This is a genomic window from Azospirillum terrae (genome assembly GCF_053470425.1).
Map to the genome: position 1 here is coordinate 1,155,585 of NZ_JBPXMR010000001.1, position 12,874 is coordinate 1,168,458.

Here is a 12,874-nt window from a genome sequence, read left to right on the forward strand (position 1 = left end):
GGCGCGATGTCACAGACCGTCAAGTTCTACCAGACCGGCACGCTGACCGTCGGCAACCGTCTGCTCGACCCGGAGACGCGCACCGTCCAGTCCTCCGAGGACCGCTCCAACGCCATCACCTGCGGCCACCGCGCCTGCCAGGGCTGCGGCGAAGCGCTGGGCGCCCGCTATGCCATCGACACGGCGCTGAAGGCGACCAACGGCAAGGTGATCTGCGCCAACGCCACCGGCTGCCTGGAGGTGTTCACCACCCCCTACCCCGAGACCTCGTGGCAGGTTCCGTGGATCCACTCGCTGTTCGGCAACGCCGCGGCGGTGGCGACCGGCGTGGCCGCGGCCATGCGGGTCAAGGGCAAGGCGGACACCCGCGTCATCGCCCAGGGCGGCGACGGCGGTACCACCGACATCGGCTTCGGCTGCCTGTCCGGCATGTTCGAGCGCAACGACGATGTGCTCTACATCTGCTACGACAACGAAGCCTACATGAACACCGGCGTGCAGCGCTCCTCGGCGACCCCGCCGGCGGCCCGCACCGCCACCACGCCCGCCGTGGGCGAGGCGCCCGGCAACGTGTTCGGCACCGGCAAGAACGTGCCGCGCATCGCCATGGCGCACAACATTCCCTACGTCGCCACGGCATCGGTGTCCGACCTCCATGATCTGGAGCGCAAGGTCACCAAGGCCATGTCGTTCCGCGGGGCGCGCTACATCCACATCATGGTGCCCTGCCCGCTGGGCTGGGGCACGCTCAGCCACGACACCATCCGGCTGGCGCGTCTGGCGGTGGAAAGCGGCATCTTCCCGCTGTTCGAGGCGGAGCACGGCGAGGTCACCGCGTCCCGCGCCATCCGCCGCAAGGTGCCGGTCACCGAGTACCTGAAGCCGCAGCGCCGCTTCGCCCATTTGTTCAAGGCGGACAACCCGCACGCGGCGGAGTCCCTGGCCCGCATCCAGGCGATGGCCGACGCGAACTGCCGCCGCTACAACCTGCTCCGTGAAGAGGAGGTCGCGTGATGACCCCCAAACAGAACACCGGCAATCGCCCCTTTGCCATCACGCTCGACGTCGGCACGTCGCTCGCCAACCGCACCGGGTCGTGGCGGACGGTGAAGCCCGTCTACAACGACCATCTGCCGCCCTGCAACAAGCAGTGCCCGGCCGGCGAGAACATCCAGGCCTGGCTGTACCACGCGGAGAGCGGCGATTACCGCGCCGCCTGGGACCAACTGGTGCAGGACAACCCGCTGCCCGCCATCATGGGCCGCGCCTGCTATCACACCTGCGAAACCGCCTGCAACCGCGCCCAGGTCGACCAGCCGGTGAGCATCCACGCCGTGGAGCGCTTCCTCGGCGACCTCGCCATCCGCGAGGGCTGGAAGGTCGAGCCCGGTCCGGCCACAGGCAAGAAGGTGCTGGTGATCGGAGCCGGCCCCTCGGGCCTGTCCGCCGCCTACCATCTGGCGCGCCTCGGCCACAAGGTCGTCATGGCCGACGCCGGCCCGAAGGCCGGCGGCATGATGCGCTTCGGCATCCCCAGCTACCGCGTGCCGCGCGACGTGCTGGACGCCGAGGTGAAGCGCATCCTCGACATGGGCGTCGAGCTGCGGCTGAACACCAAGGTCAACGACATCCCCGGCGCCATGAAGGCCGGGGGCTTCGACGCCTGCTTCGCCGCGGTCGGTGCGCATCTGGCCAAGCGGGTGGACATCCCGGCCGGCGGCGCCGGCCAGATCCTCGACGCCGTCAGCGTGCTGCGCGGCATGGAGGTGGGCGCCGAGCCGCCGAAGCTGGGTCGTCGCGTGGTGGTGTACGGCGGCGGCAACACCGCCGTGGACGTCGCCCGCACCGCCAAGCGCCTGGGCGCCGAGGAAGCCGTCATCGTCTACCGCCGCACCCGCGAGCAGATGCCGGCGCACGACTTCGAAGTGGAGGAGGCGCTGGAGGAAGGCGTCGCCCTGCACTGGCTGCGCACCATCAAGAGCATGGATGAGGGCGAACTGGTCGTCGAGAAGATGGCGCTAGACGAGCAGGGCTGGCCGCAGCCGACCGGCGAGTTCGAAAAGCTGGAAGGCGACACGCTGATCCTCGCCCTGGGTCAGGACGTCGACACCACGGTGATCGAGCAGGTGCCCGGCGTCGAGGTCAACAAGGACCGCACCATCAAGGTCGGCGCGGACTTGCAGACCGGCTATCCCGGCCTGTTCTGCGGCGGCGACATGGTGCCGTCGGAGCGCACGGTCACGGTGGCCGTCGGCCACGGCAAGAAGGCGGCCCGGCACATCGACGCCTACCTGCGCGGCGAGACGTACCAGCCGGCCGAGAAGCGCCCGACCGCCGACTTCGACCGCCTGAACACGTGGTACTACACCGACGCGCCGCAGACGGTGCAGCCGACGCTGGACCTGCTGCGCCGCCAGACGACGTTCGACGAGGTCAAGGGCGGGCTGGACGAGACCACCGCGCTGTTCGAGGCGCGGCGTTGCCTGAGCTGCGGCAACTGCTTCGAGTGCGACAACTGCTTCGGGGTGTGCCCCGACAACGCGGTGATCAAGCTCGGCGCCGGGAACCGCTTCCAGTTCAACTACGACTTCTGCAAGGGCTGCGGCATCTGCGCCGCGGAATGCCCCTGCGGCGCCATCGACATGGTGGTCGAAGAGGTCTGAGGAACTTGCATGTCCCTCCCCCGCCGGAAGCGGGGGAGGGACATGTTACACCTCCGCCGGGGCGCCGCGCTCTTTCAGCACGGACACCACCTGCGTCTCGATTTCCTTCAGCTCCGACACCGTGGCCTCCAGGTCCTGACGCTGCTGCGCCAGGGTATCGAGGCGCTCGCGGATGCGCGCCAGCAGCACGCGCATCTGCTCCTGCTGGCTGGGGTCCACGTTGTAGAGATCCAGGTATTCCTTGATCTCCTCCAGCGAGAAGCCGAGCCGCTTGCCGCGCAGGATCAGCTTCAGCCGGGCGCGGTCGCGCTTGGAATACACCCGGTTGTTGCCGACGCGCCGTGGCGTGAGCAGCCCCTTGGCCTCATAGAACCGTAGCGTCCGGGGTGTGATCCCCAGTTCCTCGGCCAATTGGTTGACCGTGTAGAGATCGTCCATGGGCAGGCACCTTTGTCGGCGTGGACGGCAGATCATTGACGTATTGGTGAACGTCCGAACCGCCCGTCATGTTCTTCCTACCACAGGAAGGCCATACGGCAAAGTGTGGGTACCACCCCCATCCCATTCCGCGATGACGTTGACGTAAACGTAACCTTCCCTTACTGTCGGGCGCGTTGCCCCTCACAGATCCAGGAGAAGCTCTTGATAATCGATGATCTCGTCCGCAACATTCAGGCCCATGCGGCGAAGTTGCGCGGCCTGAACGCCCGCGTGCGATTCGTTCTGGGCAGCAGCGGCGATGTCATCCTGGTCGATGCCAGCACGCCGAACGTCAGCGTCGCCCGCGGCGACGGCGAGGCCGACTGCACGCTGCGCATCACCGCTGAAAACCTCAGCAAACTCATCGCCGGCAAGCTCAACCCCATGCTGGCCTACACCATGGGCAAACTGAAGGTCGAGGGCTCGACCGGGGTCGCCATGAAGCTTGCATCCATGCTGGATGGCTGAAAGTTATTCGCGCACGCGGCAGGCTCTTGACGCATTGGTAAGCGCACGCTAGCGTGGTCCTACCAATGGGGCGCTTAAGAGACGGGCGCCTCACGGCGGCGGCACAGAATCTGGGAACAATCCCGGCGGCCGTTGAGCCGAGTGTTTCAGGGAAGGTTGACGGCAAGCCTTACATCACAGGCTCCGTGGAGACAGCCGGGTCCGGCGGTCGCGCAGTCCAGCGCGCCGCCGGCTCGTGCTCCCCTTCTCTCTCCTCACTTCACCAGCGACACCTCTTCCACCGCCGGCTTGCGGAGCGCCTCGGCGATCTGGCCGGCGAGCCATGCGGAATACGCCTCGCGAGTCTCCGGCGTGACGTGCGCGAAGTCGCAGAAATCGCGGCGGTCGTCGAGATCGCGGGGGTAGTGCCACACCGGCACCCGCGGCAATTCCGCCATGTCCTCCAGCGGCGCCGGCAGCCCTGCATTCAGCCGCTCCTCCACCGCCACGGGCTTGGGCAGCGCCAGCAGCGCCACGCGGATGCCCGCCGCCTGCGCCGCCACGGCGAACGCCCGCACCCGCGCGAAGGCCGGCGAATCGGCGCGCAGGTCGACCATCGCGCGCAGTTGCGCCACATAAGGGCCTACGTCCGCCATCGCCTCGCCCGCGCGCCGGGCGCAGGGCTTGTCGTACTGCAACGCCACCTGATCGCGCAGGTAGGATTGGTCACCCTCCACCACATCGACCAGCCGGCCCAGATAGGCAGGGTAGAAGTACCGGTCCTTGCGCTCGGCGAACAGCAGGTCGAGGTCGAGCATCACCAGCGCCGGCCGCAGCTTGACGATGCGCGCCAGCAGCGGCTCGAAGTCGGTGAACTGCGCCGAATCGTTGACGATGCGCAGGAATTGCAGCGCCGGGATGCCGTGCCGCGCCGCCAGCCTGGCCATGCCCGACTCGTCGAGCGTGGCGTAGCGCAGCGGCGAGGAGCCCAGCGCCACCACCGCCACACCCTGTGGGTTGCTGCGCCACAGCCGGTCGGCGACCGCACCAGCGCGGTTCATGTTGAAGCGCACGAACGGCTCGTCGTACAGCCGGTAGCCGGTCCAGGTGGCGCCGCCCAGGGCGCCGATCACAACTAGGACCAGCCCCGCCAGGATCACCGGCGGGCGCCGCCACCGCCGCCGGCGCGGCGGCATCGGTGGGCCGAACTGCTCCTGTTCCATCACGTGCCCGCCTTCGAGTTGCACCCCTCCAAACGCTCCAACAGCGACGGAGCGCCCTTGTTCATCAGCAATGCGGAAGGAGTCCCCCAAGAGCGGCCGACCGTGGCAAACCGGTGACTCTCCGGCCGCATTCCCCATTGAATCGCCGATGCCGATCCGCCACCCTGTGGCGTGGCACTTTGACGGCGGGCACCCATGAGCGCTGAAATCCGCACCTTCCGCATCCCCGACCTCGAAGCCGAAGCGGCGCAGGCCGAGTTGTCGGCCTTCCTGCGCACGGTCGAGGTCGAGCGGATCGACACCGCCTACGCCGATGGCGCGTGGCGGGTGCTGGTGCTGTTCCAGGACCTCCGCCGCAAGGAGGAATCGCTTCAGATCGAGACCGCCATCGCCGCCGCGCTGAACGGCTGGCGCGACCGCATCGCGGCCCGTGAGGGGCTGGCGCGCGACGCCGTCCTGCCCGACGAACTGGTGTCGGAAATCGCCCGCTTCGCCCCGACCACCGAGCACGAGTTGAACGTCCTCGTCGGCAGCCGTGGCCTCGATGTCAGCCCGCACGGCGCCGAGATCGTCGGGGTGGTGCGCGGCACGCTGGAAGACCTCATCGACTGACGGTTGCGCCTCGCCAAAAGAGCGGGCGCGCCATTCCAACCTATGACCAACCCCTTCCCAAGGATGGAGCAGGGGCCTAATACCCGACCGCAGCCTTGGGACGAAAGCGAAGGGCGTTTCCGGCCGAAGGCGGGATTCTCGGGATGGCGGGACTGTGACAGCATGACGGCCATGGAACGAGCTTTTCCGTAGCAGGGTATCCCAAGCCCAACATGAGCCACGATCAGCACCGCAAGCCCGGCGCGCCCGATTATCGGGCCATGGCCCGCCACCTCGCCTCCCTCAGCATCGAAGCGGCCGAAATGGCCAGCAACCTGCACGACCCGCGCTATGCCGTGCTGGCCGAACGCCTGAAGTCGTGCTCCGACCAGATCGGCCGCGGCCCGTCCGCGCTCGGGTGGGGATAGGCTTTATTCCTTCTGCACCTTCAGCACCGCGCCATCCACCGCGACCACCCGCACGGTGGTGCCGGCCGGCAGGTTCGGGCCTTCGACGCTCCACGTGGCGTCGCCGACCCGCGCGCGGCCGCGGCCGTTGACGATGTCGGTCTCCAGCGTGTGCAGGGTGCCGATGTGCTGCTCGGCCCGGCGGTTGAGGCGGTTCGGCTTGGCGTGCAGACCCGCGCGCCGGTAAGCGGCGCGCCCGGCCAGCACGGCGACGATGGCCAGCACAGCGAACAGCAGCAGTTGCCCTTGCCAGTCCAGCTGGGGAAACGCCAGCAGCGCCATGCCGACCAACACCGCCGCACCGCCCAGCCAAAGAAACGCGGCGCCGGGCGCCACCGTCTCCAGCGCCGCCAGAAGCACGGCGAGCACCCACCAGTGCCAGAACTCGATCATCGCCGAACGCTCCCTGCGGACCCGCCGACAGGATAGCGGGCTGGCGGCGCCAGCGATAGCGTTACGCCGTCTTCCTCTCGCCCAACGTGTCGGCCATCGTCGCGCCGCGCTGGCCCATGGGTTTCTCCGGCGCGTCGGTTGTGTCTTGCGCCGTCTGGTGCTCCATCTCGGCGTTCAGTTCGGCGCCCAGCAGGATCGCATAGGCGGTCAGGTTCAGCCACAGCAGCAGGATCACCACCGCGCCCACCGAGCCGTACGCCTCGTTGTAGTTGCCGAAGTTGGAAACGTAGATGGAGAAGGCGATGGAGCCCAGCAGCCACAGGCCGCCCGCCGCCGCCGAGCCCCAGGTGACCCAGCGCCATTTCGGCTCGGCCCTAGAGGGCCCGTAGCGGTACAGCACCGCCAGCGCCGCCAGGATCGCCACTGCCAGGATCGGCCAGCGCACCAGACTGACCGCCCACTTCCACACCGGCCCCAGCGGGATCAGGTTGAGGATGGTCGGCACCACCACCACGACCGCCAGCGTGACGATCAGGAACAGGATGGCCCCCACCGTCATCACCACCGACACCAGGGCGAGCCGGACGAAGCTGCGCTTCTCCGTCTCCTCGTAGGCGATGTTGAGCGCGGTCATCAGCGCGTTGACGCCGCGCGACGCGCTCCACAGCGTAAACAGCAGGCCCACCACCACGCCGATGCTCAAGCCGCCACTGGGCGCCGACGCCACCATGTGCGCCTGCTGCTTGAGGATGTTCAGCGCCTCGCCCGGCAGGAAGCCGGACAGGGTGTCGAACTGGTTCTCGATGGTGCCGGCGTCGGCGACGAGGCCGTAGATCGACACCGCGGCGGCGATTGCCGGGAACAGCGCTAGGATGGCGTAGTAAGCCACACCGGCGGCGATCATCGAGATGTTGTCCTTGGACTGCTCGTCCCAGACGCGCCAGAGGATGTCCTTCCAGCCCTTGGCCGGGATGTCCTTGGGATTCCGCGCGGTGCGCCCGCGTTCGTGCGCGTCGCGGTCGCTCATCTGGATATGGGGCATGTAGTGGTGGCGGCGGCTCAGTCCCAGCATGGCTCAGCTCACCGCCTCGCGCAGGGCGCCGATGCGGTGCTGGACGCGCTCCAGATCATGGAAATGGGCGCCGACGACGACGCGCAGCTCGTCCGGCAGCGGCTCGTGCAGGGAGTCGCGGAACAGGTCCAGCGTGTGCTCCAGCCCGTTCTCCAGCGCCGCCAGGATATCGGCGCGCGAGCGTGCGCCGGTCAGCTGGTCGTGCAGCGCGTGCCACGCGGGGTGCACCGGCTCGCCCGGTTCGGGCGTGCCGCCGTACATGCGGAACTCGTGGTCCAGCGAGGCCGAGGTGCGCTCGAACTGGTTGGACACCTCGATCAGCCGCGGCGACAGCTGGCTGTCGCTCAGCAGCATGTCGGCCTCGCGGAAGCCCTCGGCGCCCTGGCGGCAAGCGTTGACCAGACCCACCAGAAGGATGCGGATGCGCTGGTCGGAGATCTGGCCGTCCGGCGCCGTGGCGCCCTCCAGCGCCGACGTGCGCGACACCGCCCAGGCAAGCCACAGTACGCCGATGCCGATGAGCGCCACCGGGATGGGGTTGGAGCGGATGGCGGTGGCGACGCGGGTCGGCCGCCCCTCGATCACATCGCGCACGACGTCGTTGACGTGGCCGGTGAGCTGGCCGGGGGAGAGGCGGAATTCGATCTCGTCGAGGGTCGAATCCATGCGGGCGCGAATGCCGCGGATGTCGTTCTCTATGTCCGCCATGTTGCGGGCTTGGTGGTCTTGAGGATCGGCCTTTTCGACGGCACGGGTCATGGCGTGGCGCTCCGTTTGACGCTGCGGGGAGCAACACCCCCCGGCGCGCAAAGGTTCCGCTGGCTGGACCGGTGGTCGGGCGGCTTCGGCGATGCCGGATTCTACGCTTGCCCCGCCGCCACCATGATCTCGATGCCGCCGTCCCAGATCATTCGCAGCGCCACGTACAGGATCACCGCCAGCCCAATGTAGGCGATCCAGTGGAAGCGGTTGAGCAGGCGCGCGATGATGCTGGCCGCAGCCCCCATCAAGCCCACGGACAGCACCAGCCCGATCGCCAGCACCCACAGATGCTCGCGCGCGGCGCCGGCCACCGCCAGCACATTGTCCAGCGACATGGACACGTCGGCGACGATGACCTGCCAGATGGCGACCCCCATCGGCTTGCTCTCCGCCGGGCTGTTGGCGGCGCCGTTGCCGCCGTCGTCCAGCAGGTCGGTGCCGGCGGATTGCTCGTGCTGCTCGCGCAGTTCGCGGAACAGCTTCCAGCATACCCACAGCAGCAGGATGCCGCCGGCGAAGGTCAGGCCAATGATGGCGAGGAGTTGCGTGGTCAACAGCGCGAAGATGATGCGCAGCACCACCGCGGCGGCGATGCCCCAGAAGATGACGCGGGCGCGCTGGGCGCGGGCCACTCCGGCCGCGGCCATGCCGACGACGATGGCGTTGTCACCCGCCAGCACGAGGTCGATGAAGATCACCTGACCCAGCGCGATCAGTTCCGGCAGCAGCTCGTCGAACACGGTGTGGGGCTCCCCGTTCCTCGCGGATCAGGGCTCCTAATAGGGGTTGGCTGGTGGGGTTGGCAACCCCACCGGCCATAAACCCGCTCAGGATGGGCCGGGCAAGACCATGTTGGTGAACGGCGCCACATAGGCCTGGAGCATCACCAGAAGGCCCATCAGGCAGGCCAGCGCGATGGAATGCCAGAACACGTAGCGCAGGATGCTGCCCTCGTGCCCGTGCCAGTTGGTCGCGGTCGCGGCGACGACGATCGATTGCGCGTCGATCATCTTGCCCATGACGCCGCCCGAGCTGTTGGCCGCCGCCATCAGCACCGGGTTGAGGCCGAGTTGCTGGGACGAGATGCGTTGCAGGCTGCCGAACAGCACGTTGGACGCGGTGTCGGAGCCGGTCAGCGCCACGCCCAGCCAGCCCAGCAGCGTGCCGAAGAACGGGTAGAGGAACCCGGTCTGGGCGAACGCCAGACCCAGCGTGGCGTCGAGGCCGGAGTAGCGCGTGGTGTAGCCCAGCGCCAGCATGGCGGCGATGGTGATCAGCGAATAGCGCACGACCCAGATCGTGCGGAAATACGTGCGCACCATCTCGCCCACCGAGCAGCCCATGACGAAGCCGCCGATGATGGCGGAAACCAGGATGCCCGTGCCGGTCATCGACAGGATGTTGAAGGTGTAGACCGCGGCCTCCGGCGTCGGCTTGGCGACCACCGGCGGCATGCGCTGGATCATGTTGTGCATCCCCTCGATGGGGAACTTGGCGACCCAGAGGTTGTCGAGGAACGTTTTGACGTCCGGCAGGCCCCAGAGGAAGACCACCACCGACAGGATGATCCATGGCGCCCATGCCTGACGCACCTCCTTGGCGGTGTAGCCGTGGCTACCGCGCGGATCGTCCGGACCGCCGCGCACTTCCGCGGCACCGACGCTGCCGGTCGGCGCCAGACCTGACGGCGAGGTCCAGATCTCCTGCGGGTGCCAGACCCGGAGGAACAGTGTGACGGCGCCCATGGAGACCACCGCGGCGACCACGTCCACCAGCCACGGGCCGTGGAAGTTCGACACCAGGAACTGTGGAACGGCAAAGCTGACGCCGGCCACCAGGATCGCCGGGGCAATCTGCATGGTGCCGCGCCAGCCGGCGAAGGCGACGATCAGCCAGAACGGCACGATGACCGAGAAGAATGGCAACTGCCGGCCGATCATCGCCGACAGGTCCAGGAGCGGCAGCCCGCTCACCGCCGCCAGCGCCAGCACCGGCGTGCCCAGCGCGCCGTAGGCGACCGGGGCGGTGTTGGCGATCAGCGACAGGCCCGATGCGGCCAGCGGCGAGAAGCCCAGGCCGATGAGGATGGCGCCGGTCACCGCCACCGGCGTGCCGAAGCCCGCCGCCCCCTCGAAGAAGGCGCCGAAGGAAAAGGCGATCAGCAGGAGCTGGAGCCGCCGGTCGTTGGTGATGCCGGTGATGCTTTCCTGAAGCACCTTGAACTCGCCGCGCTGTTCGGTCAGGCGGTAGAGGAAGATGATGTTCAGCACGATCCAGCCGATCGGGAACAGCCCATAGGCGGCACCGAGCAGCGCCGTCTTGCCGGCCATCGCCACGGGCATGCCAAAGACCAGGACCGCCACCAGCAGCGCCGAGGCGAGGCCAAGCAGCGCCGCCGTGTGCGCCTTCATGTGCAGAACACCGAGCCCGCCGAGCAGCACGATCACCGGCAGCGACGCGAGAATTGTGGACAGCCACGCATTGTTGAGCGGGTCGTAGACTTGCGACCAGACCATTCCGAAGCCTCCCTATGCGGCGATGAACCTCGCCGTCTGTCCTTCAACAGCGGATGACCTTCGCTTGTTTCGTGCGGCGTCTCGCCCTGGTATCCGCGTCACGCAAACAACATGGGGCGGTTCAACCGCTCTGGAAGATCAGGTGTGATCTCAGAACAGTCGATGCACCTGGCGCGTCATGCCGAAAGGCAAAGCGGCCCGAAACCAACACGCAAGCATGTCACGAGACCATACCGTCCGTCATGCCGACTTTCCGGATACGCACAGGCGGACGGCGGGGCTTATTAGAGGGAGGACATTTAGCTGAAAGAAGTAGTCCTAGGGGCGCGAGGCGAGGCCAAAGCGTCAGCAGGCGATGGCCTGCACATGGCCCGCGTCCGCATAGGCGAGGATCTTTCGGTCGCTGGTGAGGATCGGCACGCTCAACGAGCGCGCCGTGGCGATCAGCATGCGGTCGGCCGGGTCGCCATGGAGTGGCAGCGGCAGATAGGCGGCGTCGATGGCGATATCTGTTGTGAACAGGGTCAGACGCGTTCCCGGACGCATCAGGAAGCGGTTGAACCAAGCCTTTGGATCGGGAAGGAACTCCATCGCCACTTTCTTCGCACTCAGAAGGCCAATTTCCCAGGCCGATACCGGCGACAGTAACACTCCCGGCCCCTGTGCCGCGGCCAGAACGGCTTCACGAGCCGGCATGGAAATTGGCTGCTTCGTGGCAATGTAGATCATCGCACACGTGTCCAGGAGGATGGGCCCTGCCCAGTTCATTCGTGGAGGCGCCCGTATGCTGTAGACGGCAGTTCGTCAATGACCGGCTCGGTCAGATCATAACCCTCGGGAATGACCGTCTGGTCGGCCAGACAGCCGAACAGCCCTTCCGCCTCTTCCCGTGTCGCCGCAGGCGGCGTCAGCACGGCCACGGGCCGGCCGTCGTCGGTAATGACGACGCGGTTCAGCGTGTGGCCGGCAAGTTGCCCCAGGACGTCCAGCATCGTCGCCTGGAATTCGCTGGCGGTAATCGTGCGTTCCACGAAGCCCATGCTCACCTCACCTGACCGGTACCAATACAATATGACCGGCCATGCGCCGCCATTCAACGGCGCCCCTGCGGAGCCCCCGCCCTCACCCCGCCTGCATCAGGTCGCCGAGCTTGTCGAGCAGGTAGTCCAGATCGTCGGACGCCAGATCCTCGTACTGGGTGAGGATGCGCTCGATCATGCGGCGGCGGTGGCGTTCGCGGTCGTGCTCCTCGCCGTCGTAGGGCGTCTCCTTCAGCACGTCCAGCGCGATGCGGCAGGCCGGCATCAGCGCCGGCGGCATCTTGGCGCGGTCGTAGATCGACTTCAGGCCCAGCCGCCCGACGTCGTGGATCAGCAGCCGCGCGTTGGTCAGCGGTATGTTGGCGAGGTGCGCCAGCGCCGCCTCGAAAAACGCCAGATCGCCCATGCACAGCGCCCGCACCAGCAACGGCGGCGTCAGCCGGCCGGATTGCTGGAGCTGAACCACCAGCCGCTCCAGCGCCACCTCGTCGCTCTCGCCGTTGAGCAGCGTCACCGTGGCGCGCTCGCGGCTTTGCAGGATCAGGTCGGCGGCGGTTTTCGGCGACAGCTCGTGATGGGTGACGAGGTACTGCCGCATCCGCTCCGACACCACCGCAACCAGCCGCTCGGCGATGGTGATCGGCAGCCGGGCGCGGTGCACCAGCGGCGCCTGCACCGCCTCGCTGGCGCCGAATCGGTCGATGACGCGGCCCAGCGTGCCCTCGCCCAACTGCGCGCCCTCGTTGGCGACCAGGGCGGCGACCGAGGTTTCCGACGCGGTCTCGACGATGGCCTCGGCCACTTGGGGCGAGACGCTGGGGCGGCTGGCGATGGCCGTGTGCTTGCCCTCCGTGCCGGCGCGCACGACCTCCATCAGGTCGCTGTCGGTCAGCACCTGGCTGACGCTGAGGATCGGGATGGCCACCGCCTCCACGTCCTTGGCCATGGTCAGCGCCACGTCGCGCGGCAGGTTGACGTTGGACTTCAGGTTCTCGGCCAGCGACTGGCGCACGCGCAGCACGGCGTCGCTGGCCATGACGCGGATGATCTCCTCGGCGAGGCCGCGCTCGCTGTCCGACAGGGCTTCGCCGCCGAACTGGCGCGCCACCTTCACCGCCAGATCGGCCCGCGTGTTGGGGGACGGGTCCGACAGCAGACGAACGACGTCGTCCTTCGACAAATGTTCCGACATGGGTCTCCGACCCTTCCTACCCCAGCCT

Annotated in this window: 15 protein-coding genes; 5 read left to right on the top strand and 10 right to left on the bottom strand. The window is 67.8% G+C overall.

Annotated elements, in window-relative coordinates; all coding sequences use genetic code 11:
* Nucleotides 1–6: 6 nt before the first annotated feature.
* A complete protein-coding gene (locus ACSVDD_RS05515; protein ID WP_448188282.1) occupies nucleotides 7–1,014 on the top strand; it encodes a thiamine pyrophosphate-dependent enzyme in 1,008 nt (335 codons plus the stop codon).
* The gene (locus tag ACSVDD_RS05520; protein WP_448188283.1) at nucleotides 1,014–2,663 is read left to right on the top strand and encodes an NAD(P)-binding protein; all 1,650 of its coding nucleotides are present in this window, start codon (nucleotides 1,014–1,016) and stop codon (nucleotides 2,661–2,663) included. Before ACSVDD_RS05515 ends, ACSVDD_RS05520 begins: the two co-directional genes overlap by 1 nt.
* A gap of 45 nt (nucleotides 2,664–2,708) precedes the next feature.
* Here ACSVDD_RS05520 and ACSVDD_RS05525 read toward each other — a convergent pair whose 3' ends face one another.
* Entirely contained in the window at nucleotides 2,709–3,101 is a 393-nt protein-coding gene (locus ACSVDD_RS05525; protein ID WP_448188284.1) for a MerR family transcriptional regulator, read from the bottom strand.
* A gap of 204 nt (nucleotides 3,102–3,305) precedes the next feature.
* Between ACSVDD_RS05525 and ACSVDD_RS05530 the strand changes: the two genes are divergently transcribed.
* Nucleotides 3,306–3,611, top strand: a complete 306-nt coding sequence (locus ACSVDD_RS05530; RefSeq protein ID WP_448188285.1) for an SCP2 sterol-binding domain-containing protein — start codon at nucleotides 3,306–3,308, stop codon at nucleotides 3,609–3,611.
* Nucleotides 3,612–3,865: 254 nt separating this feature from the next.
* Here the strand turns inward: ACSVDD_RS05530 and ACSVDD_RS05535 are convergent, their stop codons facing one another.
* A complete protein-coding gene (locus tag ACSVDD_RS05535; protein ID WP_448188286.1) occupies nucleotides 3,866–4,813 on the bottom strand; it encodes a hypothetical protein in 948 nt (315 codons plus the stop codon).
* Between the two features lie 195 nt (nucleotides 4,814–5,008).
* On the opposite strand from ACSVDD_RS05535, the gene ACSVDD_RS05540 reads away from it, so the two are divergent.
* Both ACSVDD_RS05540 and ACSVDD_RS05545 read left to right on the top strand, forming a co-directional pair.
* Nucleotides 5,009–5,425 (top strand): HRDC domain-containing protein, encoded by a 417-nt coding sequence (locus tag ACSVDD_RS05540; protein WP_448188287.1) that lies wholly within the window; start codon nucleotides 5,009–5,011, stop codon nucleotides 5,423–5,425.
* Between the two features lie 212 nt (nucleotides 5,426–5,637).
* Entirely contained in the window at nucleotides 5,638–5,832 is a 195-nt protein-coding gene (locus tag ACSVDD_RS05545) for a hypothetical protein (RefSeq protein ID WP_448188288.1), read from the top strand.
* 3 nt (nucleotides 5,833–5,835) lie between these two features.
* Here the strand turns inward: ACSVDD_RS05545 and ACSVDD_RS05550 are convergent, their stop codons facing one another.
* The 8 genes from ACSVDD_RS05550 to spbR form a co-directional block, all read right to left on the bottom strand.
* Nucleotides 5,836–6,264 carry an NfeD family protein gene (locus ACSVDD_RS05550; RefSeq protein ID WP_448188289.1) on the bottom strand — a complete coding sequence of 143 codons (429 nt, stop codon included), beginning with the start codon at nucleotides 6,262–6,264 and terminating at the stop codon, nucleotides 5,836–5,838.
* Nucleotides 6,265–6,325: 61 nt separating this feature from the next.
* Nucleotides 6,326–7,336, bottom strand: a complete 1,011-nt coding sequence (locus ACSVDD_RS05555) for a YihY/virulence factor BrkB family protein (RefSeq protein WP_448188290.1) — start codon at nucleotides 7,334–7,336, stop codon at nucleotides 6,326–6,328.
* Nucleotides 7,337–7,339: 3 nt separating this feature from the next.
* A complete protein-coding gene (locus ACSVDD_RS05560) occupies nucleotides 7,340–8,095 on the bottom strand; it encodes a DUF3618 domain-containing protein (protein ID WP_448188291.1) in 756 nt (251 codons plus the stop codon).
* A gap of 101 nt (nucleotides 8,096–8,196) precedes the next feature.
* The gene (locus ACSVDD_RS05565) at nucleotides 8,197–8,838 is read right to left on the bottom strand and encodes a TerC family protein (RefSeq protein ID WP_448188292.1); all 642 of its coding nucleotides are present in this window, start codon (nucleotides 8,836–8,838) and stop codon (nucleotides 8,197–8,199) included.
* A gap of 87 nt (nucleotides 8,839–8,925) precedes the next feature.
* Nucleotides 8,926–10,614 (bottom strand): L-lactate permease, encoded by a 1,689-nt coding sequence (locus tag ACSVDD_RS05570; RefSeq protein ID WP_448188293.1) that lies wholly within the window; start codon nucleotides 10,612–10,614, stop codon nucleotides 8,926–8,928.
* A gap of 345 nt (nucleotides 10,615–10,959) precedes the next feature.
* Nucleotides 10,960–11,382, bottom strand: coding sequence for a type II toxin-antitoxin system VapC family toxin (locus tag ACSVDD_RS05575; RefSeq protein WP_448188294.1), 423 nt, complete (start codon nucleotides 11,380–11,382; stop codon nucleotides 10,960–10,962).
* Nucleotides 11,379–11,645: a type II toxin-antitoxin system Phd/YefM family antitoxin gene (locus ACSVDD_RS05580; RefSeq protein WP_448188295.1), complete on the bottom strand. Its 267-nt coding sequence runs from the start codon at nucleotides 11,643–11,645 to the stop codon at nucleotides 11,379–11,381. Before ACSVDD_RS05580 ends, ACSVDD_RS05575 begins: the two co-directional genes overlap by 4 nt.
* A 91-nt stretch (nucleotides 11,646–11,736) precedes the next feature.
* Nucleotides 11,737–12,846: a SpbR family protein gene (gene spbR / locus ACSVDD_RS05585; protein ID WP_448188296.1), complete on the bottom strand. Its 1,110-nt coding sequence runs from the start codon at nucleotides 12,844–12,846 to the stop codon at nucleotides 11,737–11,739.
* Nucleotides 12,847–12,874 lie beyond the last annotated feature (28 nt).